Origin of the sequence: Streptomyces ruber (assembly GCF_014648075.1) — a bacterium.
Taxonomy (GTDB): Bacteria; Actinomycetota; Actinomycetes; order Streptomycetales; family Streptomycetaceae; genus Streptomyces; species Streptomyces ruber.
The window spans coordinates 171,362-195,405 of sequence record NZ_BMQK01000014.1 but is presented as its reverse complement, the minus strand read 5'-3'; the positions used below and the strand labels follow the sequence as shown (position 1 = coordinate 195,405).

The 24,044-nt window shown below is 74.0% G+C and carries 22 protein-coding genes; 5 read left to right on the top strand and 17 right to left on the bottom strand.

The features are described from left to right. Nucleotides 1–4 precede the first annotated feature (4 nt). The 3 genes from IEZ04_RS25900 to IEZ04_RS25890 form a co-directional block, all read right to left on the bottom strand. Nucleotides 5–688, bottom strand: a complete 684-nt coding sequence (locus IEZ04_RS25900; protein WP_189219358.1) for a DUF4142 domain-containing protein — start codon at nucleotides 686–688, stop codon at nucleotides 5–7. A 134-nt stretch (nucleotides 689–822) separates the two neighbouring features. After that, a complete protein-coding gene (locus IEZ04_RS25895) occupies nucleotides 823–1,992 on the bottom strand; it encodes a Cmx/CmrA family chloramphenicol efflux MFS transporter (RefSeq protein WP_189219357.1) in 1,170 nt (389 codons plus the stop codon). Between the two features lie 508 nt (nucleotides 1,993–2,500). Continuing rightward, nucleotides 2,501–4,015, bottom strand: coding sequence for an alpha/beta fold hydrolase (locus IEZ04_RS25890; protein ID WP_189219356.1), 1,515 nt, complete (start codon nucleotides 4,013–4,015; stop codon nucleotides 2,501–2,503). A gap of 66 nt (nucleotides 4,016–4,081) precedes the next feature. Here IEZ04_RS25890 and IEZ04_RS25885 point away from each other — a divergent pair, with 66 nt between their 5' ends. Further along, on the top strand, nucleotides 4,082–4,999 hold the full coding sequence (locus IEZ04_RS25885) for a helix-turn-helix domain-containing protein (protein WP_189219355.1): 918 nt from the start codon (nucleotides 4,082–4,084) through the stop codon (nucleotides 4,997–4,999). Between the two features lie 28 nt (nucleotides 5,000–5,027). Here the strand turns inward: IEZ04_RS25885 and IEZ04_RS25880 are convergent, their stop codons facing one another. The 14 genes from IEZ04_RS25880 to IEZ04_RS25815 form a co-directional block, all read right to left on the bottom strand. Further along, the gene (locus IEZ04_RS25880; RefSeq protein ID WP_229821280.1) at nucleotides 5,028–6,491 is read right to left on the bottom strand and encodes a Gfo/Idh/MocA family protein; all 1,464 of its coding nucleotides are present in this window, start codon (nucleotides 6,489–6,491) and stop codon (nucleotides 5,028–5,030) included. Between the two features lie 492 nt (nucleotides 6,492–6,983). Continuing rightward, nucleotides 6,984–7,706 carry a hypothetical protein gene (locus tag IEZ04_RS25875; RefSeq protein WP_189219354.1) on the bottom strand — a complete coding sequence of 241 codons (723 nt, stop codon included), beginning with the start codon at nucleotides 7,704–7,706 and terminating at the stop codon, nucleotides 6,984–6,986. A gap of 28 nt (nucleotides 7,707–7,734) precedes the next feature. Further along, nucleotides 7,735–8,256, bottom strand: a complete 522-nt coding sequence (locus IEZ04_RS25870; protein WP_189219353.1) for an Rv1363c family protein — start codon at nucleotides 8,254–8,256, stop codon at nucleotides 7,735–7,737. A 59-nt stretch (nucleotides 8,257–8,315) separates the two neighbouring features. After that, nucleotides 8,316–8,909 carry a hypothetical protein gene (locus IEZ04_RS25865; protein WP_229821279.1) on the bottom strand — a complete coding sequence of 198 codons (594 nt, stop codon included), beginning with the start codon at nucleotides 8,907–8,909 and terminating at the stop codon, nucleotides 8,316–8,318. After that, nucleotides 8,906–9,439 (bottom strand): hypothetical protein, encoded by a 534-nt coding sequence (locus IEZ04_RS25860; RefSeq protein WP_189219351.1) that lies wholly within the window; start codon nucleotides 9,437–9,439, stop codon nucleotides 8,906–8,908. The genes IEZ04_RS25865 and IEZ04_RS25860 overlap by 4 nt, the downstream gene beginning before the upstream one ends. Further along, nucleotides 9,436–10,722, bottom strand: a complete 1,287-nt coding sequence (locus tag IEZ04_RS25855; protein WP_189219350.1) for an MCE family protein — start codon at nucleotides 10,720–10,722, stop codon at nucleotides 9,436–9,438. The genes IEZ04_RS25860 and IEZ04_RS25855 overlap by 4 nt, the downstream gene beginning before the upstream one ends. Further along, nucleotides 10,719–11,867: an MCE family protein gene (locus IEZ04_RS25850; protein ID WP_189219349.1), complete on the bottom strand. Its 1,149-nt coding sequence runs from the start codon at nucleotides 11,865–11,867 to the stop codon at nucleotides 10,719–10,721. Before IEZ04_RS25850 ends, IEZ04_RS25855 begins: the two co-directional genes overlap by 4 nt. Further along, nucleotides 11,864–12,898 carry an MCE family protein gene (locus tag IEZ04_RS25845; RefSeq protein ID WP_189219348.1) on the bottom strand — a complete coding sequence of 345 codons (1,035 nt, stop codon included), beginning with the start codon at nucleotides 12,896–12,898 and terminating at the stop codon, nucleotides 11,864–11,866. Before IEZ04_RS25845 ends, IEZ04_RS25850 begins: the two co-directional genes overlap by 4 nt. Beyond that, nucleotides 12,895–13,944: an MCE family protein gene (locus IEZ04_RS25840; protein WP_189219347.1), complete on the bottom strand. Its 1,050-nt coding sequence runs from the start codon at nucleotides 13,942–13,944 to the stop codon at nucleotides 12,895–12,897. Before IEZ04_RS25840 ends, IEZ04_RS25845 begins: the two co-directional genes overlap by 4 nt. Beyond that, nucleotides 13,941–15,044 carry an MCE family protein gene (locus tag IEZ04_RS25835; protein WP_189219346.1) on the bottom strand — a complete coding sequence of 368 codons (1,104 nt, stop codon included), beginning with the start codon at nucleotides 15,042–15,044 and terminating at the stop codon, nucleotides 13,941–13,943. Before IEZ04_RS25835 ends, IEZ04_RS25840 begins: the two co-directional genes overlap by 4 nt. Then, the gene (locus IEZ04_RS25830) at nucleotides 15,041–16,297 is read right to left on the bottom strand and encodes an MCE family protein (protein ID WP_189219345.1); all 1,257 of its coding nucleotides are present in this window, start codon (nucleotides 16,295–16,297) and stop codon (nucleotides 15,041–15,043) included. The genes IEZ04_RS25835 and IEZ04_RS25830 overlap by 4 nt, the downstream gene beginning before the upstream one ends. Nucleotide 16,298: 1 nt before the next feature. Beyond that, nucleotides 16,299–17,105 carry an MlaE family ABC transporter permease gene (locus IEZ04_RS25825; protein ID WP_189219344.1) on the bottom strand — a complete coding sequence of 269 codons (807 nt, stop codon included), beginning with the start codon at nucleotides 17,103–17,105 and terminating at the stop codon, nucleotides 16,299–16,301. Nucleotides 17,106–17,111: 6 nt separating this feature from the next. After that, on the bottom strand, nucleotides 17,112–17,876 hold the full coding sequence (locus tag IEZ04_RS25820) for an MlaE family ABC transporter permease (RefSeq protein ID WP_189219343.1): 765 nt from the start codon (nucleotides 17,874–17,876) through the stop codon (nucleotides 17,112–17,114). After that, nucleotides 17,870–18,889, bottom strand: coding sequence for an ABC transporter ATP-binding protein (locus IEZ04_RS25815; RefSeq protein ID WP_189219342.1), 1,020 nt, complete (start codon nucleotides 18,887–18,889; stop codon nucleotides 17,870–17,872). The genes IEZ04_RS25820 and IEZ04_RS25815 overlap by 7 nt, the downstream gene beginning before the upstream one ends. Nucleotides 18,890–19,307: 418 nt before the next feature. Here IEZ04_RS25815 and IEZ04_RS25810 point away from each other — a divergent pair, with 418 nt between their 5' ends. From IEZ04_RS25810 to IEZ04_RS25795, 4 genes are all read left to right on the top strand, one after another. Then, a complete protein-coding gene (locus tag IEZ04_RS25810; RefSeq protein ID WP_189219341.1) occupies nucleotides 19,308–19,949 on the top strand; it encodes a hypothetical protein in 642 nt (213 codons plus the stop codon). Between the two features lie 108 nt (nucleotides 19,950–20,057). Next, the gene (locus tag IEZ04_RS25805; protein WP_189219340.1) at nucleotides 20,058–21,689 is read left to right on the top strand and encodes a DUF6801 domain-containing protein; all 1,632 of its coding nucleotides are present in this window, start codon (nucleotides 20,058–20,060) and stop codon (nucleotides 21,687–21,689) included. Between the two features lie 74 nt (nucleotides 21,690–21,763). Continuing rightward, nucleotides 21,764–22,705: a hypothetical protein gene (locus IEZ04_RS25800; RefSeq protein WP_189219339.1), complete on the top strand. Its 942-nt coding sequence runs from the start codon at nucleotides 21,764–21,766 to the stop codon at nucleotides 22,703–22,705. 124 nt (nucleotides 22,706–22,829) lie between these two features. Then, nucleotides 22,830–24,044: a PucR family transcriptional regulator gene (locus tag IEZ04_RS25795; protein ID WP_189219338.1), complete on the top strand. Its 1,215-nt coding sequence runs from the start codon at nucleotides 22,830–22,832 to the stop codon at nucleotides 24,042–24,044.

Below are 24,044 nucleotides of genomic sequence, written 5' to 3'. Positions count from 1 at the left end.
GGCCTCAGTTCTCCCCGGCCGGGCGGCGCCGTGTGCGCAGCAGCCAGGCGGCTCCGCCGGCGGCGATCAGCCCGCCGCCGGTCACCGTGCCCACCATGCCGACGGTGGCGGGCGAGTCGTCGGCGGCGGCCAGGTGCCCGCCGGTTCCGGCGCCGACCGTGCCGGCGTCCTCGGCCTCGTGGCAGGTCCCGCCGCGCACCATCTCCAGGTGCATCGCCACCACCGGGCGTGCCGTCCGGGCGGCGGCGACGACCTCGGCGTTCTGCCCGTCCTCGAGCTCCTGGTCGATCAGCGCGAGCGTCTTGCGGTGCGCGGTCTCCTGCGCGGTGAGCCACGCCGTGTCGTACGCCGTGCTGCCGGCCTCGGCCCGCACGGCGGCCAGTTCCTTCTCCTGCTCCGCGGTCGGGGACGCCGGCAGCGTCACGTCCACCTTGCCGGCGAGTGTCTTCACGTCCGCGTCCAGCTTGGTGTGGTCGCGCACCAGTACGGCGCCGACCTTCTTCACACATGCGCTCGTCGCGTTCTTCGAGGCGTCCTCACCCGCCGCGATCTCCGCGAGGTTGCCCTGGTGGGCTCCCTTCAGGAACGTCTCGTCCTGGCCGCTCACCCCGGCGGCGAACGCGGCGGGCACGGATATCCCGGACAGCGCCACCGCCACCACGGCGGCGGACACCAGTCGTCTACGCATCGGTATGGCCTCCTTCTGACCGGCGGGGCCACGGGTCGGCACCGCACCGGTGATCGGAACGGGACGCGTCGCACAGCGCCCCGCATGCATGGGTGCCACCCGCGCGTCCCGCCGTACCGCCGCGGCGCCGTCTGTCACCCGGGCAGCCGATGCCGGCCGCGCACCACGGTGACGGGGAACGCGACGAGCAGTGCGACGAGGACGAGCAGTCCGCTCATCCACAGCGGCCCGCGGTGCCCGGCCGCGGTGCCGAGCGTGGGCGCGGCGACGAGCGGCCCGGTGGCGGCGCCGACGTTGAGCGCCACGGTGGCGTACGAGCCCGCCATGGCGGGGGCGCCCGCCGCCTCGTACAGGACCCGGGTGATCAGCGTGCTGCCCAGCGCGAACGACAGCGCGCCCTGCGCGAACACGAGGACGAGCAGGGCGGCCGGCTCGGCGGCCAGCACGGCGAGGGCGAGCCAGCCGGTGAGCAGCAGCGGACCGCCGACGGCGACGACCGCCCGGGGGCGCCGGTCGGACAGCCGTCCGGCGACGGTGACCCCGGCGAAGGAGCCGGCGCCGAAGAGCGCCAGGGCCACCGGCACCCACGGTCCGGCGAGGCCGGCGGCGCCGGTCACGACGGGGGCGAGGAAGGTGAAGCCCGCGAAGGTCGCCGCGTTCACCAGCGCGCCGAGCAGCATCACCGTGAGCAGCCGCGGGCGCGCGAGGAGCGCGAGCTCGGCGCGCAGGACGGGCGCGGCGGTCTCGTCCCTCCGCGCGGGACGTGCCGGGGTGCCCGTGAGGATGCCGACGGCCGCGGGCAGGCAGAGGGCGGCGACGGCCCAGAAGGCGGCCCGCCATCCGAACATCGTGCCGAGCGCCGCTCCCCCGGGCACTCCGGCGATCGTGGCCACCGTCGTGCCGGACAGCAGCACGGCCAGTGCGCGTCCCTTCCTGTCGGGCGCGACCAGTGCGGCGGCGGTCGTCAGGGCCACGGCGAGGAACCCCGCGTTCGCGAGCGCCGCGACGATCCGGGTGGCGAACAGGACCGGGAAGGCCGTCGTGGTGGCGCCGACGACGTGGGCCGCCGCGAACACGAGGACGGACGCGAGGAGGCTGCTCCGCGGCGGCCAGTCGCGGGCCAGAGCGGCCACGAGCGGCGCACCGACGATCATCCCGGCCGCGTAGGCCGAGGTGAGGGCGGATGCCGCCCCGACGGTGACGCCCAGGTCCGGGGCGATGTCCGGCAGCAGGCCGACGAGCATGAACTCCGACGTGCCCATGGCGAAGACCGCCACGGCGAGCAGGTACAGCGGAAGAGGCATCGAGTGACTCCGAGGTGATGAGAAACGTGCAGGAGGACGTCTCGTCACCGCGGTCGGCCCCGGTGGGCGCACGTGTCCGGCCCGCCGCGCACACGGTGCGGCAGGCCGGCAGGCTCACGGACTCAGGGGTGCAGGGGGCCGACGGCGTGACCGGCGGCCCCCACCTCGGACGACTCGGGGCTCGGCATGGCCCGCACGGTACCCGACGGCCGTCCGCCGGGGCATCCCGGTATTCAGGAGCGCGGCGCGGGGGCCCGGCCGCCGTACGGAACGGTGACGAGCTCCGGGAAGTGCCCCGCCGGGTCCGGGAAGTACACGCCGCGGCCGCCGTCGTGGTCGACCGTGCCGGGCCGTCGCCGCGACTTGACTTGACTCGACTCGACTCGACTCCCAGGGAATGCCACCGGGGGCGTCTCCCGACACCTCCACGCCTCACCCGGACGGTGACCGGCACGCGGTGTCGCCGTGGACCATGGCCGACGGAGCCGCCGACGAGGGTGACGGCCCGTCAGGACCCCAGGTGGGCGCGCACCGTGCGCACGGCCCGGATCACCGCGGCACGGGACTCGTCCGTCGGGGGGCGGGTCTCGAAGCCGTGGACACCGTGCGGCACGTCGATGATGTCGACCGGGGTCCTCGTCTCCTCCGCCGCGGTCGTGAACTCCCGTACCGTGGCGGCGATCTGCGGTGTCTCCTGGCCCGCCCGCGTGAGCACCAGGGGAGGCGGTGCCGCGCCGTCGGCGCGCAGTGCGGCGACCGGGCCGAAACGGTCGCCGACGGCGCCCCAGCCCGGGAGCGGGGACAGGATCGGGTAGGTGAGGGCCAGGCAGCGCAGCCACGCGGGCGGGGCCGCGAGCCAGTCCGCCGCGAGCAGTCCGCCGCCGGAGAAGAACCACAGGGCGATGCGGTCCGCGTCCACGCGGGGGTCGGACCGCAGCAGCCGGACGGCCTCGGTCACGTCGTCCGCGGCGCGCGCGTAGTCGGTGATGCCGTGCAGGCGGTGGTCGACGACGGCGCCCACCGCGCCCACAGCCGCCGCGCAGCGGGCGTAGCCGACGTACATCGGCGCGTCGCGCGGCGTGGGGACGAGGTCGCGCGGCACGGGGCCGCCGTGCACGAACAGCACGGCGGGCCACGGCCCCCGCGCCTCCGCGCGCTCCGGCGGCAGGTGCAGGTCCACCCGTCCGTGCCGTACGCGCGTGACCTTTGGGACGTCGGGGCCGTCGAGCAGGAAGGGACGGGCGAACGCCGTCCCGCCCTCGGGCGCGGTCAGCCGCCGGCCCTCGCCCGCGGCCGCGCGGAGCAGCAGGCCGGCCAGCGCGTCCGGGGACGAGAGCATCGGCCAGTGGCCGGTGGCCAGTTCGAGGAAGCCGACGTCCGGACGGGCGAGCTCACGGAACTGCGGCGGACCCGTGTGCACGAGAGCCTCGATCGTCTCGACGGTCACTCCTCCCGCCGTGCACAGGATGCCGCTGGTGGGCACGTCCGCCGCGGCGCCCGTCAGCCGCAGCGGCTGCGTCAGCGTCCGCGGGGGCTGCGGTGCGGCCAGCCGGGTCAGCAGTTCGAGCTGCTCCGTGGACAGCCCCTCCGTGCTGCCCCAGCGCTGCCACTCGTCCGGCCCCGGCGGCGGCACCGGCCCGGAACCGCCGTCCGCTCCCAGGAGTTCGTGGACTCTCGCGTCCGGCACCAGGGCCAGCGCCGGGTCACCGTGCTGCGGCAGTCCGGCGTCCAGGTACACGATCCGGGCGACCCGCTCCGCGCGGCGGTCGGCCGCTCCCAGCACCGGGTGGATGGCGTAGTCGTGGCCGACCAGCACCACCTGCGGCGCGTCCGGCGCGTCCGGCGCGTCCAGGGAGTCGACCAGCCGGACCACGTCCTCGATGTGCGTCTCCAGATCGGCGTCGGGCCGCCCGCTCAGCGTCACCGGGTGCGCAGCGGCGCCCGCCTCCCGCAGCCGGCCGGCCACGCCGCTCCAGATCCGGCCGTCCGTGAACGGGCCGGAGACCAGGACGAATACAGACATCAGCGCCTCCAAGGGGTGGGTCGGACACGGGTACGCTAGGAACTCCCCCAGAGGGAGGTTCAAGCCGTGACGGACGATCGCCCCCCGGCGGACGACGGCACCCTGAGCATCGGCGAACTCGCCGCGCGGACGGGGGCCACGGTCAAGACCGTGCGCTTCTACTCCGACCAGGGCCTGTTGCCCGAGGCGGGACGCAGCGGCGGCGGCCACCGCCGTTACGGGCCCGACGCGCCGGCCCGGCTGCGCATGATCCGTTCGCTGCGCTCCCTCGACGTGCCCGTGCCCGAGATCGGGCGTGTCCTCGACCGCGGCGACACACTGGAGGCCGTCGTGGCGCGGAGGCTGGCGGACACCGGGGCGCAACTCGCCGCCCTGCGCTGGCGGGAGGCCGCGCTGCGGGTGCTCGCGGAGAGCGCTCCGGAGGAGCGGGCGGAGCGGCTGGCGGCCATCGGGGCGGTCGGCGTCCCGCCCAGCACGGCCGCGCTCGCCCACTACTGGCGCCGTCTGCTGCCGGTCCGGCTCTCCGCCCGCCTCCGCTCGGCGGTCACCGAGGCTGCTCTCCCCTCCGTCCCGGACGACCCGACACCGGAGCAGGTCCTCGCCTTCGCCCGCCTGCACACCCTGGCGACGGCCGCCACCGACGGCTGTCTCGCGTCCCACCGGCCCGACCCCGCCGCACACCCGGACCTGCTCTACGACGGTCTGCACGAGGCCTACCGGCTCGTGGACGCCGCCCTGCGCACCGGCCTGGGCCCGGCCCTCGGCGAGGCCCTCGACTGCTACGTCGCCGCCCACGCCCGCGCCGACGGCACCCGTGACAGCCCCGCCTTCCGCCGTGCCCTCACCGCCCGCCTGGCCGCGGCGGACCACCCGGTGATGTCCCGCTACTGGCGGTTGGCCGGGGTGCTGACCTCCGGGCTGACCCTCGGTGCGGCCGAAACCCGCCTCCGCGAGGCACTGACCGCGGACACCGCAGCGGGTTGAGGGAACCGCTGCGGGGCGGATCGCGCGGTCAGGCGAGCGGCACTCCCAGCCGGAGGTCCTCGACGCGTACCGGCTGCCCGGTCAGCAGTGACTCGTTGGCGGCCACGCCCACGGCCACGGCGCGCACGCCGTCCAGGTAACCGGCCGCGCGGCCCAGCGGATCGGGGCCGAGGCGCAGGTCGCGGCGGAAGACGTCCATGAGCAGGATGGCGTCGCCGCCGCCGTGGCCGCCGATGCCGTCGGGGACGACGACCTCCTCGGCGCGGCCGAAGTGCCGCTGCACGACGAGCCGGTGCCCCTCGGGGCGGACGAGGTCGTCGAGGGAGGCGTCCGGGACCGCGGAGGGGTCCACGACGCGGTCGCCGTCGAGGTCGAGGTCGATGTGTCCGCGCTCGACCACGGTCAACTCGGCCCGCCCCGCGGTGCCGTTGACGGAGACCCGGTAGCCCTCCCACGGGCTGTGCGCGTTCAGGGAGTAGGTGAGGGCGGCGCCGCGGGAGTAGTCGACCAGGACGGACATGTTGTCCTCGATGGTGATGCCCGGTGCGAAGGGGTCCTGGTCCCGGCGGTACCCGTCGTGGTGCTCGGCCCGGAGGTAGAGCGCCTCCAGACGGGGGTCGTCCCGCAGGTCGAGGGAGAAGGGGTCGCCCTGGGTCCCGGTGCCGCGTTCGGGACGCGGGCCCATGCCACGGGCGGCGGCGTTGGCGTCGCCGTAGAAGCGCAGGGCGCCGGACGCGTACACGCGAGCCGGGACGTCGTCGATCCACCAGTTGACGAGGTCGAAGTGGTGGCTGGCCTTGTGCACGAGGAGACCGCCGGAGTTGGCCTTCTCACGGTGCCAGCGGCGGAAGTAGTCGGCGCCGTGCACGGTGTCCAGCACCCACTCGAAGTGGACCCCGGTGACCTCGCCGATCGCGCCGTCCGCGATGACCCGCCGCAGGGCCGAGTTGCGGGGTGCGTAGCGGTAGTTGAACGTCATGACGACGTCCCGGCCGGTCTCGGCGACGGCCCTGGTGATACGCCGGCAGCCGTCGGCGTCCGTGGTCAGCGGCTTCTCGACCACGACGTCGGCGCCCGCGCGCAGGCTGCGGTCGACGAGTTCCGCGTGGGTGCGGTCGATGCTGGTGACCACGACCGTGTCCACGGACTGCTCGGTGATCATGCGTTCGAGGTCGGCGGGGGTGTAACGGGGCAGTCCCGCGGGGGCGTCGCCGCCGAGGGCGTGGCCGACCTGGGCGTCGTAGTAGTCGATACGGGCGGGGTTGGGGTCCAGCCAGGCGACCAGTTCGCCGACGTCGGCGTGGTCGCCGGTGAGCGCACTGACGTACATGCCGGCGCGGTGGCCCGTGCCCGCGACCGCGTACCGGCGCCGGGGCCGGTCGGCTACGGGTGGCGCGAACGCGGGCACGACACCCGGTCCGGCCGCCGTGCTGGTGCTCGCCGCGGGCTGGGGAGCCGTCGGGTTCTGGTCGATGGGACTGTGTTCGGTCACGAGGCGTCCTTGGGTCTCACACGGAGGGCACGACGGGGGAAACCGCTTTCTACGCAACCTACGTCGCCCGTGATCGGCATGTCGAGAGCGCGGACGCCGACCGCTCCCCCGCTCGCGCGGCAGGACGCGCCCGCTCTCTCCGTCGGCGCGAGAGCGCGGTTCCCTCCTCGGCAACCCCTCGGTCAGCGGCTTCCGCCCGCAGCCGGACAACCCCGCCGGCGTCGCCGCCGAGCACGCCGTCAGCGGCCTCACCGGGTGCCGCCGACGAGAACGCCGTCCACGACATCCGGGGCGAACCCTGCCGGGTCCGGGCGCGCAGGCGTCGTGCGCGAGATGCGGGCATGGCCGACACTCCTGCCTGTCTCTGCGCGTCGTGGCGTGTCACGTCATGTCATGTCATGTCGTGCTCGTGTCGCGTCGTCGGGTACGGATGTGTCCTCACCGGACGCACCGGACTCACCGGCTTCAGCGGCCTCAGCGGCCTCAGCGGCCTCAGCGGCCGAAGGTGTCGATGCCCGAGACGAGCCACTGCCCGTCGCGGTGCACGACGTCGACGGCGAACATGGCCCCGGCGTACGTCCCTTCGCCCGCTTCCCGCTCCCCCGCCGTGCCGGCACTGCTCTGGTCGGCGTAGACCAGGACCCGGGCCCGGTCGCCGTCGATGCGCTCGACCGCGCTCTCGGTGACCGTCGTGGTGATCACCGCCTTGCGCTCCCCGGCCCGCTCGCGGACGTCGGCGAGCAGGGTGCGGTGCTGGTCGACCGCCTTCCCCGTGAGGAGGTCCTCCGCGGCGCGTTCCAGGGCCCCGGGATCGGTGTGGTCGTAGGAGAAGAGCGCGGCGACGGCCTCGTCCGTCCGGCCCTTGATCTCACTGGTGCGGGCGAGGTCGGTCAGGGCGGTGTTGTGCAGCGCGGGATCGTCGCGGAGGCCCTCCGCCCTCGCGTGCGCCCATCCCGCGAAACCGCCGAGGGCGAGGGTCAGCAGGCAGAGCGCCGGCGCCAGGACGCCGGCCCGGGGACGCCGGCCGGAGCCGCCGGCGCGCTCGTGCCTGCGCTCGTGCTCGTCGCCTGCGCTGCTGCCGGCCGCCCGCCGGTCCGTACCGTCCGCTGCGTCGTGTGCGGTCGGGGCGGCCGGGTCCGCCCCGGAGGCCCGGGGCCGGGAGTCGCGTTCCTGGCGGCGGCGTTCGCGGTTGATGTGGTGACGGGTCGTCGGCATCGTGCGTCGTCCTCTCGGTGCGGGCGGGTCAGCCGGCCGATGTGCCGCCCACGGGGGCCTGGCCGAGGGCGCTCAGCTTCCAGCGGCCCCCGGTGCGGGTGAGTTCGCCGAGCATGCGGCTGTCCTTGTCGGTGCGCGCGTCCCCGGGTGCCTCGACGGTGACGCGCAGGGCGACGAGCACCCGGGCGCGGCCCGCGCGGTCGTCGAGTTCGGTGACGGCGCCCGACAGCACCCGGGCCGTGGTGACCGTCCTCGCCTCCTTCACCTGCTCCGTGAACTCCGCCCGCCCGGAGACGAGTTGGTCGTGGAGTTCACCGGTGGTCGAGGACTCCCACAGGTCGAGACCGCGGTCGACGCTGCGGTGGTCGAGCGTGTTGAGGTTCTGGACGGCCTGCTCCGCCGCCGCGAGCGCCTCGTCCCGCTGCGTGGCGTACGCGGCCGAGTCGTCGTGGGCCGCGTCGTACCAGTCCCAGCCCGCCCACGCCGCGAAGCCGCCCGCGACGAGGGCGAGGGTGAGAGCGAGGGACACGGTGCTCACCAGGCGTTTCATCAGTGCTCCCGTCTTCCGCCCCGTCTTGCACCCCGTCTTCCACCCCGTCCTTCGGCCGCTCAACGGGCCGTGATGTCGACGATGCGCCATTCGTTCCCCTCCAGTCGCGCCGTCACCGTGAGCTGGGCCGCCGCGACGGTCGTCCCGCCCTTGTCGCGGTGGGAGGTCTGGTCGAGGAAGACGAGCAGGCGGGCGCTGTCGCCGTCGAGTTCGATCACTCCGGTGCGTACGGCCCGGGTGCTCAGGGTGACGCGCTGCCCGACGAGGTCGTCGCGGACCCGGTCGAAGAGCTCGTCGTACTGGCGGGCCGCCCGCCCCGCGAGCACGGTGTCCGCGGACCGTTCGGTGGCCTCCGTGCCGCCCGGCGTGTACGAGAAGGCCCGGGCGAGGGAGTCGCCGATGTCTCCGGCCACGCGGGTGGTGGCCCGGGGGTCGGTGAGCGCGCGGTTCTGCGCGGACGGGGTGGTCCGCAGCTGGTGGGCGGCGTGGAGGAACCAGCCGCCGGCCAGGAGCAGTGCCCCGGCGGTGGCGGCGGCGAGGACGGCCCGCCGCCGTCCGCCGGCCGGGCGGCCGGTGCCGGCGGGGTCCGGCGCTTCCCTCCCGGGAAGCGTGTCCTCCGTGGCCTCGGCAGGTCCGCGCAACGGCCGCGTCATCGGCGCGCCCCCTCCTCGTCCGCCTCCGCCGCCCCCGCGAGGGGCACCGCGCTCAGCGCCCTGACCTTCCACTCCCCCGCCCCCGTACGGGCCAGGACGGCTTCCAGGCGCTTGCGGTCCGTGGTCGGCCGCGTCGTTCCGCCGGGTGCGGGCGTGACCTGGACGCGGACGGTGGCGATGAGTTTCGCCGTGCCGGTGCGCGGGTCGAGCGCGGTGAGGGCGGCCTCGGTGACGGTGCCGCGCGCCGAGGCGCCCGCCCCGGGTCCGGTGCGGCCCAGTTCCTCGCGCAGGGGGCCGGTGGACGCGGCGCGCCAGGCCCGGACGCCCGCCGCCGCCCGCTGCCGGGTGGAGGCGTCGAGCGTGGTCAGTACGGCGATGCCCGCGCGTCCGTCGGCGAGCGCCTCGTCGCGCATCCGGCCGTGGGCGAGCGCGTCGTCGGTGCGGGCCTGGGCGTACGTCCACGCCCCGGTGCCGCAGAAGCCGAGCGCCAGCGCCAGCCCGGCCCCGGCGAGGACGCGGGCCCGCCTCACCGCGTGCTCCCGGCGGCCGGGGCGAGCAGGTCCGCGAGGTCCGCCGGTGCGTCGCCGCCCTGCCCCGGCAGCGCGAGGGCTCCGGGCAGTGCGGCGGCCTCGCTCCGCGGCGCCCCGCCACGGCCCGGGGAGTCCGGGGGCAGGGAGCCGGGCCGGGCCGGTTCGGGCACCGGGCCGCCCCTCGGGGCGTTGGCCGAGCCGCGTACGTTGGTCCCGCTCCCGGCCGGGGCGGTGCAGGAGGCGCCGGTGTTGAGCGGGGGTGCGGTCCCGAGGTCGAGGCCGTTGCGGTAGCGGGTCGCGCCGTATCCGTCGGTGCAGGGCAGGGGCTTGAAGAAGGTGACGGCCATGCCGAGGTTCAGCTTCCCTCCGTCGACGGCGGTGGCACCGGCGGCGACGGCCGCCGGGTACTTCACGAGCAGCTCCTCCACGCCCCGTTGCCGGGTGACGGCGATCTCGGAGGTGGTGAGCAGGTTGGCGAGGACGACGCCGAGACTCGGGTCGAGGTCCCGCAGGACGCCGCTGACCTGGGTGGCGGCCTCGGGGGTGACGGCGAGGAGGCGGCGCAGGTCGGCGTCGGAGCCCTTGAGCGCGCGGGCCAGTTCCGCCGCCCCGGCGGCGAAGCCGCGGAGGGCCCGCCCCTCCTCCGCCTGGGTGCGCAGCACGGTCTCGCCGTCGGTGATGAGCCGGGTGGTGGACGGCAGGGCGCGGTCCGCCGCCTCGACGAAGGAGCTGCCGCTGTCGAGCAGCACCTGGAGGTCGTCGCTGCGCCCCTCGAACGCCTCGCCCAGCTCGTCGACGACCGTGCGCAGGTCCTCCAGGGGTACGGAGCGGACGAGGTCGCGGGCGCTGGTGAGGACGTCGGTGACGGGCGCGGGCACCTGGGTGTCGTCCTGTTCGATCCGGGCGCCGTCCGTGAGGTAGGGGCCGCCGTCGCTCTCGGGCCGCAGGTCGATGTACTGCTCGCCCACCGCGGACAGCCCGGCGACCACGGCCTTCGTGTCGGCGGGGATGTGGGGGGCGGACTTCTCGATGCGCAGTTCGGCGACGACCCCGTCGGCGGTGAGGCCGATCGGGCCGACCCGTCCCACGGAGACGCCCCGGTAGGTGACGTCGGAGTGGGTGAACAGACCGCCGGTGCGCGGCAGCGTCACGTCGACGGTGTAGTGGCCGGCGACGCCGACGTACCGGCCGAGGTCGGCGTAGCGGACGGCGAGGTGGCCGAGGGCGAGGACGGCGACGAGGAGGAAGGCGAGGTTCTTGAGCCGTACGGCGGGGGTGATCATCCGTTCTCACCGCCGGTGCCGGGGGCGGTCGGCAGCGGCAGGGGCGCGGACGGGGAGGCCGCGTCCCGGGGCACCAGCGGCGGGATCACCTCGGTGCCGGGCACGGCGGCCATGTCCAGGTACACGTTGAGGTAGTCGCCCTCGACCCCGCGCAGCACCTCGTCGGTGAAGGGGTACGTCAGCAGCACCTGGAGCGAGTCGGGCAGGTCGGCGCCCGCGTCCGCGAGGGCCTTCAGGGGCGGTGCGAGGGCCCGGAGGTCGGCGATCATGTCGTCCTTGCTCGCGTCGATGGTGGAGACGGCGACGCCGGAGAGCGTGTCGAGGGAGCGCAGCATGGTCAGCAGTGCGCCGCGCTGCTCCTCCAGCGTCCTCAGGCCGGGCGAGAGGTCGGTGAGGACGGTGCCGACGTCGTCCTCGCGGGTGGCGAGGGTCGCGGAGAGCCGGTTGACGGCGTCGAGGGCGTCGGTGATGTCGCCGCGGTGGTCGTCGAGGTCGGTCACCAGGGTGTCGATCCGCTGCAGCGCGGAGCGGACCTCGGACTCGCGGCCGCCGAGCGCCGCGTCGAGTTCCCGGGTGATGGTCCTGAGCTGGTTGACACCACCGCCGTTGAGGAGCAGGGACAGCGCGCCGAACACCTCCTCGACCTCGGTGTTGCGGCCGGTGCGGGAGACCGGGATGACCTGGCCGTCGGCCAGCCGCCCCGCGCCGTCGCCGTCCTCCCCGGCGCCGTCCTCCCGGCCGGGGGCGACGAGCTGCACGTACTTCTCGCCGAGCAGGCCGGACTGTTCGATCCGGGCGGTGGCGTCGGCGGGCAGCCGCACCCCGCCGTTGATCTTCATGGTGACGCGGGCCGACCAGGCGTCGCGCCCGAGGTCGATGCCGGTGACCCGGCCGACGGCGACGTCGTCGACCCGCACCGCGGACTGCGGGACCAGGCTGAGCACGTCGTCGAACTCCGCGGTGACGGTGTAGGGGTGGGCGCCGAGGTCGGCACCGCCGGGCAGGGGCAGGTCCTCGATGCCGTCGAAACGCGGCGGCGTGCCGGAGACCGCGCCGAGGGCCAGGGTGAAGCCCAGTCCCAGGGCGAGGAGTCCGCCCAGTGCGAGGCCCGCCGCCGTCCCGGTGGTGCGCGTGCCGCGTCTCACCGCTCCTCCCCCGCTCCGGTGGCCGAACCGCCCGTCGCGGGCAGCGGCAGCAGCGGTCCGCCCATGCTGATCTCGTTGAGGTTCGCGCGCCCGTCGAGCGTGCGGGTGTCGGGGTCGTAGGCGTTCACGAGGTTGCCGGCGGCCAGCGGTGCCACGTCCAGTGCCTCGGCGAGCGAGGCACGCTGGTCGACGAGGGCCCGGGTGAGGGGGACCAGCCGGTCGACGTTCTTCGTCAGCTCGGCCCGGTTGTCCCGGACGAAGGTCCTGACCTGGCCGAGGGCCGTGCCGAGTTCTTCGAGTGCGCCGGCGAGGTCGTCCCGGTTGTCGGCGAGGAATCCGACCACCTCGTCCAGCCGTTCCATCGCGGTGCGCACGTCGGCGTCCCGCTCCTTCAGCATGGTGGTGAAGGTCTGGAGCCGGGCGAGGGTGGTGAACAGGTCGTCGCTGCCGCCGTCGAGCGTCCTGGCCGCCTTGCCGAACTGTTCGATGCTGTCGCCGATGGCGGCGCCGTTGCCGTCGAGGTTGGCGGCACCGGTGCGCAGCAGGTCCGACAGGGCGCCCGTCGCGTTGGCGCCGTCGGGGCCGAGGGCACGGCCGAGTTCGGTGATCGAGTCGTACAGCTGGTCGATCTCGACGGGGGTGCGGTTGCGCGCGGCGGGGAGCTCGGCGCCGTCGGCGAGGGCGGGCCCGGTGGTGTAGGCGGGGGTGAGCTGGACGTAGCGGTCGGCGACGACGCTGGGCGCGACGACGACGGCCCGGGCGCCCTCGGGGACGCGTACGCCGTCGTCCAGCCGGAGCTCCACGCGCACCGTGGTGCCCTGGGGCCGCACCGACTCCACCTCGCCGACCCGCACCCCGAGGACGCGCAGGTCGGATCCGGCGTGGACGCCGACGGCGCGGTCGAACCAGGCGGTGACGCGGGTGCCGCCGTGCGCGACGACCCGTACGGTGGCCAGGCCGCCGGCGACGAGCACCGCGAGCGCGAGCGCGCCGACGAGGATCTTCCGGCCTCTGCCTCTGCCTTCGCTCATCGTCGCGCACTCCCCTGGTCGGCGGTCGGCTGCTTCGGCGGCAGGCATCCGGTCTCGGGCCGGGACCGGGCGGGCAGGTAGTCACGGGGTACGACGCCGCACAGGTAGCTGTCGAACCAGCGGCCGTTGCCCAGGGTGTTGCCGACGAGGCGGTAGTAGGGGCCGACCAGCGCGAGCGTCTCCTCCAGCCGGGTGCTGTTGTCCTCCAGGACACCGGTGACGCGGCCGAGGGCCTCGAGGGTGGGGCCGAGCTGCCGCTCGTTGTCCTCGACGAGTCCGCCGAGTTCGGTGCCGAGCGCCCTGCTTCCCTGGAGCAGGGCGCGGATGGCGTCGCGGCGGTCCCGGAGTTCGCCGAGCAGGGAGCCGCCGTCCTCGATGAGGGTCTCGAAGCTGGACTTCCTGTCCGCCAGGGTCGTGGTGAACCGGGCGCTGTCCCGCAGCAGTTCGGTCAGCTCCGCGTCGCGCGAGGAGACCGACCTCGACAGCGCGGACAGGCCGGCCGCGGCGTCGCGCACATGGGGCGGCGCGTTCTCGAAGGTGTCGGAGACGGTCTCGAAGCTCTCCGCGAGCGCCTGCGTGTCGAGGGCGTCGACGGTGCCGCTGAGATCCTGGAAGGCCTGTGTCACGTCGTACGGGGAGGTGGTCCGCGCCAGCGGGATGCGGCTGCCGGGGTCCTGGCGGCCGGAGCCCAGCGGGTCCAGCGCCAGGTACTTGTCGCCGAGGAGTGTCCTGATGGCGATGGCGGCGGTCGTCCGGTCCCCGATCCAGGCGTCCCCGGCCTCGAAGGCGACCCTCACCTTGGCCCCGTCGAGCGTGACCGAGGTGACCTCGCCGACCTTGACGCCGGCGACACGCACCTCGTCGCCCTCGTCGAGGCCGGCCGCCTCGGAGAAGTCGGCGCTGTAGGACGTACCGCCGCCGACGAGAGGCATCCGCCCGGCGTTCAGGGCGAGGACGGTGAGCAGGGTCAGGGCGAGCAGTCCGACGAGCGCGACGCCGACCGGACCGCGCTCCCCGGCCGGCTTCACCGGCTTGAGCATTCTCATCCCCGGCACCTCGGTTCGGTGACCGCGATGCCGGTCGGCGGCTTCGAGCCGTCGGAGGTGGTCACTCCGCTCACGCGCGCCTCGCAGAGGTAGAGGTTGAACCACGACCCGTAGGAGGACAGACGGGCCAGGGCGGTCATCTTTGCGGGGGTCCGGTCGAGGAAGTCCTCGATCCGCGGGATGTGGGCGCCGAGGCCCTCCGAGAGCCGGCCCAGTTCGCGGATGTCCCGCTTCAGGGGTGCGCGCCCGTCCTCCAGGAGGCCGGCGGTGGCGGTGGTCAGGTCGCCCATGGCCTCGACGGCCTCGCCCAGGGGCTCGCGGTCGTCGTCGAAGCCCGTGACGAGTTCCTGGAGGGTGACGACCAGGTCGTCGAAGTGGTCCTCGCGGTCGTTGAGGGTGGTGAGGACGGTGGTGAGGTTGTCGACGACCTGGCCGATCACCTCGTCCTTGGCGGCGACCGTCTCGCTCAGCGAGCCGACGTGCCTCAGCAGGCTGTCGACGGTTGCGCCCTCGCCCTGGAGAACCTGCACGATCGACCCGGCGAGTTCGTTGACGTCCTTCGGGGACAGCCCTTCGAACAGCGGTTTGAAGCCGTTGAACAGCAGGGTCAGGTCGAGCGCGGGCGTGGTGCGGCTCAGCGGGATGGTGGCGCCGGCCGCGAGGGCGCCGTCGGGCTCGCCGCTGCCGCGGCCGAGGGCGACGTAGCGCCGCCCGACCATGTCGAGGTACTTCACGGCGGCGGTGGCCGACCGGGGCAGCCGGCGGTCCTCCCGGACGGTGAACGTGACCTGGGCGGTGCGCCGCTCCACGACGCGGATGTCGGTCACCTCGCCGACCTTCACCCCGGAGATCCGCACGCCGTCCCCGTCGGTGAGCCCGGTGACGTCGGTGAACAGGGCCTTGTACGTGCGGGTCGCGGAGCCCACGCCGGTGTCGGCGACGCTGAGCCCGAGCACGGCCGTGGCGAGGGCGGTGACCAGGACGAAGACCAGGGACTTGAGCAGCGGTCCGGTCAGCGGGCGGCGCCTGGTGTGAGCGGTGCCGGGTCCGTCGGGGACGCCGGCGGTGTCAGGGGTGTGGGCGGGGCCCGGAGCGGTCATCCGAGGGTCACCTCCGTGCCGCGGTACACGGGGCCGGCCAGCAGGCTGCTCCAGTCGGGCAGGTCGCCGGGCCGCTTCCCCGCGGCGGGCGCGAGCAGTTCGTTGACGAGGGCGTTCTCCTGCGGCGAGTTGGCGGGCCCGAGGTCCTGGCCGGCCGCGGCGGACGCCCGTACGGCGGGGGCGGCGGACGTGCCGAGGTAGGGCACGGGGTAGCAGCGCGGGCCGCCGCCGGAGTCGTACGCCGGGGTGTCGCGGCCGGGGACGTAGGCGCCGCGCGAGGGGACGGTGGTGACGTCGACGTGGATGCCGGGCCGGCCGGTGCCCTTGCCGAGCGCCTCGTCCATGGCGGGCACGAACGCGGCGAGGGTGCGCAGGGTGCAGGGGAAGGACGAGGAGTACTCGGCGAGCAGTTCCAGAGTGGGGCGGCCGCTCGCGCTCAGCCGGATGATGTTGTCCTTGTGCTGCCGGAGGAAGGCGGTCAGGTCCTCGGCCGTCCCGGTGGTGGACCCCAGGGTCGCGGCGAGTTCGGCCTCCTGCTCGGCGAGGGTGCCGCTGGTGGTGGTGAGGTCGGTGAGCGCCGTGATGATGTCGGGGGCGGTGTCCGCGTAGAGGTGGCCGACCTTCACCAGCTCCTTCAGGTCGCGGTTGAGGGCGGGCAGGTGGGGGTTGAACTCCCGCAGGTGCGCGTCGAGCCGGGCCAGGGTGTCGCCGAGCCGGTCGCCGCGCCCCTCCAGCGCCCGCGACACGGCGGACAGGGTCGCGGAGAGCTTCTGCGGCTGGACGGCGGTGAGCATCGGCAGGAGGTCGTCGAGGACCTGCTGCAACTCGACGGCGTTCGCGGAGCGGTCCTGGGGGATGACCGCGCCGGCGGCCAGCGGCCGGGGGGAGGCGTCCTCGGGAGGTACGAGGGCGACGTACCGTTCACCGAAGAGCGTGGTGGGCAGCATCTGCGCGCGGACGTCGGCGGGTACGCCGGCCAGGGCGCCGGGCTTCATGGCGAGGGTGAGCCGGGCGCCGTCGCCGGTGGCGTCGACGGCACGGACCTCGCCGACGACGACGCCGCGCAGTTTGACCTCGGCGCCCAGGTGCATCTCGTTGCCGACGCTGCCGGTCTCCACGACGACCGGGTCGGAGTCGGTGAACCGCTTGTCGTAGACGGCGACGGACAGCCACACCAGGAGGGCGGGCACCAGCAGGAACGCCACTCCGGCGGACCGGCGGCGCAGCGTCTCGGCCGCTCGTGAGCGTCTCATCTCACCCCGCCACCTTCACGGTCGTGGTCGCGCCCCACAGGGCGAGCGACAGGAAGAAGTCGGTGACGGTGATCAGCACGATGGCGTTGCGCACGGACCGGCCGACGGCGACGCCGACCCCGGCGGGGCCGCCCGTGGCGCGGTAGCCGTGGTAGCAGTGGGCCAGGATCACCATCACGCTGAAGACCAGCACCTTCAGCACGGAGAGCAGGACGTCCGTGGGCGAGAGGAAGAGGTTGAAGTAGTGGTCGTAGGTGCCCCGGGACTGGCCGTTGAACAGGACGGTGACGTAACGGGAGGCCAGGTAGGAGGAGAGCAGCCCGATCGCGTACAGCGGGACGATCGCGACGACCCCGGCGATGATGCGCGTGGTGACCAGGTACGGCATGGAGCGGATGCCCATGCCCTCCAGCGCGTCGACCTCCTCGTTGATGCGCATGGCGCCGAGCTGGGCGGTGAAGCCGGCGCCGACGGTCGCGGAGAGGGCGAGCCCGGCGACGAGCGGGGCTATCTCACGAGTGTTGAAGTACGCGGAGACGAACCCGGTGAACGCGGCGGTGCCGATCTGGTCGAGGGCCGCGTAGCCCTGGAGACCGACGACGGTCCCGGTGAAGAGCGTCATCGCGATCATCACGCCGACGGTGCCGCCGATGACGCCGAGTCCGCCGGAGCCGAAGGCGACCTCGGCGAGCAGCCGCTGCACCTCCTTGAGGTAGCGGCGCAGGGTGCGCGGGATCCACAGCAGGGCCCGGACGTAGAAGAGGAGTTGGTCGCCGGAGCGGTCGAGCCAGGCGAGCGGGGAGGCCATCGGGCGTCAGCCTCCCTTCGGCGGGACGATCTGGAGGTAGCCGGCCGTCATCACCATGTTGACGAAGAAGAGCAGGAGGAAGGTGATGACGACGGACTGGTTGACGGCGTCGCCGACTCCCTTGGGGCCGCCGCGCGGGTCGAGGCCGCGGTGGGCGGCGACGATGCCGGCGATGAACCCGAAGACCAGTGCCTTGAGTTCGCCGACGTAGAGGTCGGGGAGCTGGGCGAGGGCGGAGAAGCTGGACAGGTAGGCGCCGGGGGTGCCGTTCTGCAGCACGACGTTGAAGAAGTAGCCGCCGAGGGTGCCGACCACGGAGACCAGGCCGTTGAGCAGGACGGCCACGCCCATGGTGGCCAGGACCCGGGGGACGACGAGGCGCTGCACGGGCGAGACGCCCATGACCTCCATCGCGTCGAGCTCCTCGCGGATCTTGCGGGAGCCGAGGTCGGCGCAGATGGCGGAGCCGCCGGCGCCGGCGATCAGCAGGGCGACGATGAGCGGGCTCGCCTGTTGCACGACGGCGAGGACGCTGGCGCCTCCGGTGAACGACTGGGCGCCGAGCTGCCGGGTCAGCGAGCCGACCTGGAGGGCGATGACGGCGCCGAAGGGGATCGATACGAGGGCGGCGGGCAGGATCGTGACACTGGCGACGAACCAGAACTGCTCGACGAACTCGCGGAACTGGAAGGGTCTCCGGAAGGCCGCGCGGCCGACCTCGGCGGCGAGTGCGAAGAGCCGGCCGGTCCGGCGGAGCACGCCGGTCACCATGTGCCGCTTCCCGCTGTTCCCGGCAGCGGCAGGGTGGGCGCCGAGTCGCTCGTCGCGTACGTCCGGAGGATGGCGGAGCGCGCGGCGGGCGGCACCTGGTCGATCATGTTCATGACACGCTGACGGCGCCGGGTGACGGCGCGGCGCTCCGGGAGACCGGGCGAGGGCTCCAGTTGCGGGACGATCTCCCGGGGCCCCCGCTCCGTGGCCGACCGGGGAGCGGCGGCCTCGGCGGCCAGGGTCGCCGCGTCCTTCTCCTCCGACATCCCGATCGGACCCTCGCGCCGGCCGCCGAGGAACTGGGCCACGACCGGTTCCTCACTGGTGAGCAGCACCTCGCGCGGGCCGAAGGTGACGAGTTCGCGGCGGAACAGCATCCCCATGTTGTCGGGCACGGTGGCGGCGATGTCGAGGTTGTGGGTGACGATCAGCATCGTCGCGTCGATTCGCGCGTTGAGGTCGATCAGCAACTGGGAGAGGTAGGCGGTGCGGACGGGGTCGAGCCCGGAGTCCGGTTCGTCGCAGAGGATGATCTGCGGGTCGAGCACCAGGGCCCGGGCCAGGCCGGCCCGCTTGCGCATACCGCCGCTGATCTCCCCCGGCAGCTTGCCCTCGGCGCCCAGGAGGCCGACGACCTCGATCCGCTCCATGACGATGCGGCGGATCTCGGACTCCTTCTTGCGGGTGTGCTCGCGCAGGGGGAAGGCGATGTTGTCGTAGAGGGACATGGACCCGAAGAGGGCGCCGTCCTGGAACATGAGCCCGAAGAGCTTCCGGGTCTCGTAGATGTCCCGTTCGGGGCTGTTCACCATGTCCACCCCGTCGATGAGGACACGGCCCTCCTCGGGTTTCAGCAGCCCTATGAGCGACTTCAGGAACACGGTCTTCCCGGTGCCGGACGGGCCGAGCATGACGCTCACCTCTCCGGCGGGAAGGGTGAGTGTCACGTCCTGCCAGATGCGCTGCTCACCGAAGGACTTGGTCAGGCCCTCGACCACCACTTCGATTCCCATATCACCTCCAGCGGACGCGGATCGCCTTGCCTTTCCGGCACGTGGCCGCCTTTTCCGCCGCGCCACTCCGGCACGTTACGACTGAGTAACCTGGGCGGGCAATACCGTAATCCCGAGTTTCCCGGGAGGCCGCCCCGGGCCATCGGCACCTTGTCACCGCGCAGACAATGCGCGTCCCCGGATCTGTCATCCGGTGAGCATGCCGCCGCACCGGCCGGAAAGGTCGACATTAGCAGCGGGTGACTAAGGGAATGCGCGGACCGCTCACCCCGGAAACAGTTGCCGTCGCTTTTCAAAGAATCATGGACGGCGGCGTTGTTCGCCTAAGTTTCCCGCAAGTAACGTCATGGCCCGGCTCGGCATTTCCTGGCCGCCGCGAAGTCTTCGCCGGCCCACCCTGAAGGAAGGTCCCGGAGTCATGCAGAGAACCACGAGAAGGATCGGTGTCGTCGCGGGTGCGGCCGCGGCCGCGTTCGGGCTCACCGTCGGCCCCGCCTCCGCGGTGCCCTCCACGGTGTGGACCGTCACCCCGTCACCGGCCTCCTTCACCGCCACGAACGCCAGCAACATCGTGCTCACCGCCACCATCCCGATGACCTGCACCACCTCGGGCGCGTCGGGCACCATGCAGAGCGCCACCGGCAACCCCGCGACGGTCGCCCACATCAACACCATGACCTTCGGCACGAGTGCCTCGCCGTGTACCAGTGTGCTCGGCAACGTCACCACCGTGTCGGTCACCCCGTGGACGGTCGTCGCGCAGGACTACACCGCCTCGACCGGCGTCACCAGGGGATACGTCGGCAATGTCAAGGCCGACGTGACCGCCGGCGCCTGCCGGTTCACGGTGACGGGCAAGGCATCGGCCACCTACACCAACGCGACCGGCGTACTGGCGGTCAACAGTGTCGCCGGTGACCTGGCCGTCAGCTCCAGTCCCGCCCCGGTCAACTGCGGCACGGTGGTCACGACCGCCACCAGGCCCACCTTCCGGGGCAACTACGCCGTCAAGGTGGCGGGCACGAGCACCGTCCCCACGATCGTCGGCTCCAACCCGTAAGGCGCCGCCCGCCCGCGTCCGCCCGGCCACCGGCACCGGCCGGGCGGACGCCGCCACCGGCGCCGCGCCCCGTCGGCGCCGGTCCCCCGACGTCCGGAGCGGAGCCGTATGAGAGACCGACGAGCCGCGCCGCGGCCGCCCCGTGTCCGCGCCAGAGGCGCGGCGATCGCCGCGTTCGTCGTGCTCGCCGCCATGGCGCCGGCCGCGGCCTCCGCCGCCGGCACCCAGGAGGTGGCCGCCGAACTCCCCTACACCTGCACGTTCCCGTCGGGGCAGCGGCCCGCGGCGGTACGGGTCTCGGCGACGTTCCCCGACCGGGCGGCGGCGGGCGAGGCCTTCACGCCCACCGACGTCACCACCACCGTGGTGCTGCCGGCCGAGGCGGTCGCCGACCTCACCGCGGCCGGTGCCACCACCGCGCGGGCCGCCACCCGGCTCACGGTCGGCGTCACCCGGAACGAGGCCGCCGCGGAGGCGACCTGGCGCGGCACGGCGGAGCCGGTCGCCCTGCCGGAGTCCGGTCCGCTGACGCTGACGACCATGGGGGACGTCCCCTCGGTGACCGGCCGGGGCGACGGCGACCTGACGTTCTCGGCCGGGGCGCTCGCCGTCGACCTGGCGCTCGGCACCGCGGACGGCACTCCCGCCGGCCCCGGCCCGCTCACCGTGGACTGTGCCCCCGACGGAGACCCCCCGGCCCTCCAGCCGCTGGTCACCGTGCCGGTCGGGCCGGGAACGCCGGCGCCGGGCGGCGCACCGTCCTCGCCGGACGCCTCGCCCGGTTCCCCCGCCCCGTCCGCCGGGCCGCCGGACGGTCCGCGGGACGGGTCGCAGGACGGGCCGCAGGAGCCGGAGGGCCCGGCGGAGCACCAGGGCGACCGGGCGCCGCGGGGGGAAGGGGACCCGCCCGGCGGCACGGCCGCCGCGGACCGCGACGCACCACCGTGCCGCTACGACGACGAGCACCCGTCCACTCCGTCGTCGCTGAACGCCTACGTCACCGGTCACACCAACGTGAACAAGCTGAAGGGCGCCTCGCTCCAGCCTGCGTTCTGCATGCTGATCGAGCAGGGGAACCCCGTGGACGGCCCGCCCGACCCGGACCACCTCGTCTTCGACACCGCGTCCCGGGCCGACCTCCACCACGAGGGACGCAGGAGGACGCCCCCCTTCGAGAGCACCTTTTTGACCTTCGACTTCGTCCCCGTGAAGGCCACCATGGTGCTGGAGCAGACGGGTCCTGTCACGATCGACGCCCGCATCAGGATGCGCCTGACCGACCTCCGGACGACGACGGACACCTATGTCCGCGCCCCGCTGCTCCTCCGGGTGACCGCCCTGGAGGTCAACGGCACTCCCCTGGCCGTGGCACCCGGATGCAGGACCACGTCGCCCCTCACCTCTCCCGAGCCCGATCCCGCGGCCCACCCCGGTGACCACCTGGTGCTGTACGGCCGGGGCGAGCAGGAACTCGGCCTGCCGGCCACCGGTTACCTGCTCCTGTCCGGCGGCACGCTGACCGGCGAGGTGACCGTCCCGGCCTTCACCGGCTGCGGCACCGCCGACGGCGAGAACCTCGACCGTCTCCTCACCGCCTCCGTCTCCGGGCCCGGCAACCACGTCAAGCAGATCCAGGGCCAGACGTGCTCGATCGCCAACCCGGTGTTCGGGGACGAGTTCAACGCGCCGCAGTGCACCGAGGACCTCCAGCCCGCCGTGGTCCCCCGGCCCGAACGCTGAACCGTTCCGCCTTCTCTCCCCGCGCCACTCCGCCACTCCTCCCCTGCGCCCCTCCGCCACGAAAGGCCACCGACATGCGACTGTTCGCCCCCCGGACCGGACTCGCCACGGTCTCCGCCCTGACCGCGCTCGGCGCCTTCGCCTCCATGGGCACGGCGACCGCCGCCGGCCCCGCCCTGAACGGCGAGTGGGCCCCCTTCACCCGCTGTCCCGTGGACTCCGCGGCGATGCGGGCCGCCGACGGTCTCGCCAGGACCCCGCAGTGCGTGGTCTCCACCTCCGCCGGCGGCTCCGTCAAGCTGGGCGACACCACCGTGGCCACGGGACGGACCGACCTGCAGATCGGCGTCGTGCAGAACGCGGACGGCACCAGCAGCGTCGTCGCCCCGCCCGGCGGCGCGCTCGTCGCCGACCCCGCCACCGTGCCCGGCGGCCTGCTCGGCCTGATGTGCCCGAGCGACATACCGGTGATCACGTCCCTCTGCCGGACCCTCGAAGGCTCCGCCCTCAACAAGATCACCGCCACCATGGAGTCCGTCGGCGCGCCCTACGCCTTCGACCAGACCGCGGGCGTCCTCACGGACCTGCCGATCGTCGCCCTCCCGGTCCGCATCCACCTGGAGAACCCGCTCCTGGGCGACCACTGCTACATCGGGTCCAAGGCCTCCCCCATCGTGCTGCGCCCGGAGAACCTGAACCTCCCCGAGTTCGGGATGAGCTTCTTCCGGGGCGACGGCACCCCCGACGAGGCCGGTGAGATGAGCCGGATCGACCTCACCGGCGCCACCCAGAGCGACAGCACCTTCGCGGTCCCAGGGGCCACGGGCTGCGGCCTGAACGTCGGCCTGATCAACGCGGCGGTCAACCTGAAGACCGGGCTGCCCTCCGCCGCCGGGAACAACAGCCTCACGCTCGACGACACCCGGACCCACCTCACCGGCCTGACGGCGCCCGGCACCGTCGCCCCCGACGCCGGCCGGATCGTCGCGGAGAACTGGCACTCGGCCGTCAGGTGAGGCGACCGCTCCCGCCGACACCAATAGCCGCTCAGGTGGTGTACGCGGGGCGGAAGTTGACTTACCTTCAGGTTCTCGGACAGGCGAGCACGTGACGGGCCGGCCGGAGAGCGAGGGACCACTCATGCCTTCCACCGCACGGACGACGCCGGAGGCCGGTGAACCCCTCGACCCCCTCCCCAGGGAGTTCGCGGCCCTCATCCGGCCGGAACTCCCCGACCTGGTCAGGGAGATCGGGACGGAGGTCACCCGGGCCTACCCCGTGTACGGCCGCCTGCTCGACGGTCCCGACGCGGACGCCATCCACCAGGGCGTCGAGCGGGCCCTGGCCGCCTTCGTGGACCGCGTCGCCGACCCCGGCACGAGTTCGGCGCTGCGCGACGAGGCGCTGCGCAGGTTCGGCCGGGTCGAGGCGTACGAGGGCCGCGACCTGGACACGCTCCAGGGTGCCTACCGGCTCGGCGCCCGGGTCGCGCTGCGCCGTGCCAGGATCGTGGGACGGCGGTACCGCCTCTCCCCCACCCTCGTCCTCGCCTTCGCCGACGCCCTCTTCGCCTACGTCGAGGAGCTGGAGGCGCTCTCCCGCGAGGGTTACGCGGAGGTGCGGGCCCGCGCCTCGTCCGAGGTCCCGGCGCTGCGAAGACAGTTGCTCCACCTGCTCCTGGCCACGCCGCGGCCGTCCCGGGCGGCCGTCTCCCGGCTGTGCGAGGCGGCCGCCTGGCAGCCGCCGGAGGAGTGCGTCCCCGTCGTCCTCCGTCCGCCGGCGCCCGCCCGGATCGAGGCGGGCCTGGCCCCGGACGTCCTCGCCGACCTCGTGGGCCCGCAGCCGCTGCTGCTCGTGCCGGGAGGCCTCACCCCGGGGCGCCTGGCGATGCTGGGCACGGCCCTGGCCGGCACCCCCGCCGTGCTGGGCCTGACCGTGCCGCCGACCCAGGCGGCCGACTCCTTCCGGTGGGCGCGCCGTCTGCTCCAACTCGTCGACGAGGGGGTGGTGGCCGAGACGCCGCTGACCGCCTGCGAGGACCATCTGGCGACGCTGTGGCTGCTCTCCGATCCGCCCCTCGTGTCCCATCTGGCGGCCCGGGAGCTGGCTCCGCTCGACGGGCTGCCCCCGAGCCGGCGCGACCGGCTCGTCGAGACGCTGCGCGTCCACGTGTCGACCCGGGCGCCCGCCGAGCAGGTCGGCGAGATGCTCGGCGTGCACGCGCAGACGGTCCGCTACCGCCTGCGCAGTCTGGACGCCCGCCTCGGCGACCGTCTCGCCGACCCCGACCGCCGTTTCGCCCTGGAGGCGGCCCTGCGGTCGCTGCACCTCCAGGGACGCGGCGGCACGAAGTGA

Coding starts and splice junctions, on each gene's coding strand:
- IEZ04_RS25900 (WP_189219358.1), bottom strand. CDS start 688: ATGCGTAGACGACTGGTGTCCGCCGCCGTGGTGGCGGTGGCGCTGTCC.
- IEZ04_RS25895 (WP_189219357.1), bottom strand. CDS start 1,992: ATGCCTCTTCCGCTGTACCTGCTCGCCGTGGCGGTCTTCGCCATGGGC.
- IEZ04_RS25890 (WP_189219356.1), bottom strand. CDS start 4,015: ATGTCTGTATTCGTCCTGGTCTCCGGCCCGTTCACGGACGGCCGGATC.
- IEZ04_RS25875 (WP_189219354.1), bottom strand. CDS start 7,706: ATGCCGACGACCCGTCACCACATCAACCGCGAACGCCGCCGCCAGGAA.
- IEZ04_RS25870 (WP_189219353.1), bottom strand. CDS start 8,256: ATGAAACGCCTGGTGAGCACCGTGTCCCTCGCTCTCACCCTCGCCCTC.
- IEZ04_RS25865 (WP_229821279.1), bottom strand. CDS start 8,909: ATGACGCGGCCGTTGCGCGGACCTGCCGAGGCCACGGAGGACACGCTT.
- IEZ04_RS25855 (WP_189219350.1), bottom strand. CDS start 10,722: ATGATCACCCCCGCCGTACGGCTCAAGAACCTCGCCTTCCTCCTCGTC.
- IEZ04_RS25845 (WP_189219348.1), bottom strand. CDS start 12,898: ATGAGCGAAGGCAGAGGCAGAGGCCGGAAGATCCTCGTCGGCGCGCTC.
- IEZ04_RS25840 (WP_189219347.1), bottom strand. CDS start 13,944: ATGAGAATGCTCAAGCCGGTGAAGCCGGCCGGGGAGCGCGGTCCGGTC.
- IEZ04_RS25835 (WP_189219346.1), bottom strand. CDS start 15,044: ATGACCGCTCCGGGCCCCGCCCACACCCCTGACACCGCCGGCGTCCCC.
- IEZ04_RS25830 (WP_189219345.1), bottom strand. CDS start 16,297: ATGAGACGCTCACGAGCGGCCGAGACGCTGCGCCGCCGGTCCGCCGGA.
- IEZ04_RS25825 (WP_189219344.1), bottom strand. CDS start 17,105: ATGGCCTCCCCGCTCGCCTGGCTCGACCGCTCCGGCGACCAACTCCTC.
- IEZ04_RS25820 (WP_189219343.1), bottom strand. CDS start 17,876: ATGGTGACCGGCGTGCTCCGCCGGACCGGCCGGCTCTTCGCACTCGCC.
- IEZ04_RS25815 (WP_189219342.1), bottom strand. CDS start 18,889: ATGGGAATCGAAGTGGTGGTCGAGGGCCTGACCAAGTCCTTCGGTGAG.
- IEZ04_RS25810 (WP_189219341.1), top strand. CDS start 19,308: ATGCAGAGAACCACGAGAAGGATCGGTGTCGTCGCGGGTGCGGCCGCG.
- IEZ04_RS25805 (WP_189219340.1), top strand. CDS start 20,058: ATGAGAGACCGACGAGCCGCGCCGCGGCCGCCCCGTGTCCGCGCCAGA.
- IEZ04_RS25800 (WP_189219339.1), top strand. CDS start 21,764: ATGCGACTGTTCGCCCCCCGGACCGGACTCGCCACGGTCTCCGCCCTG.
- IEZ04_RS25795 (WP_189219338.1), top strand. CDS start 22,830: ATGCCTTCCACCGCACGGACGACGCCGGAGGCCGGTGAACCCCTCGAC.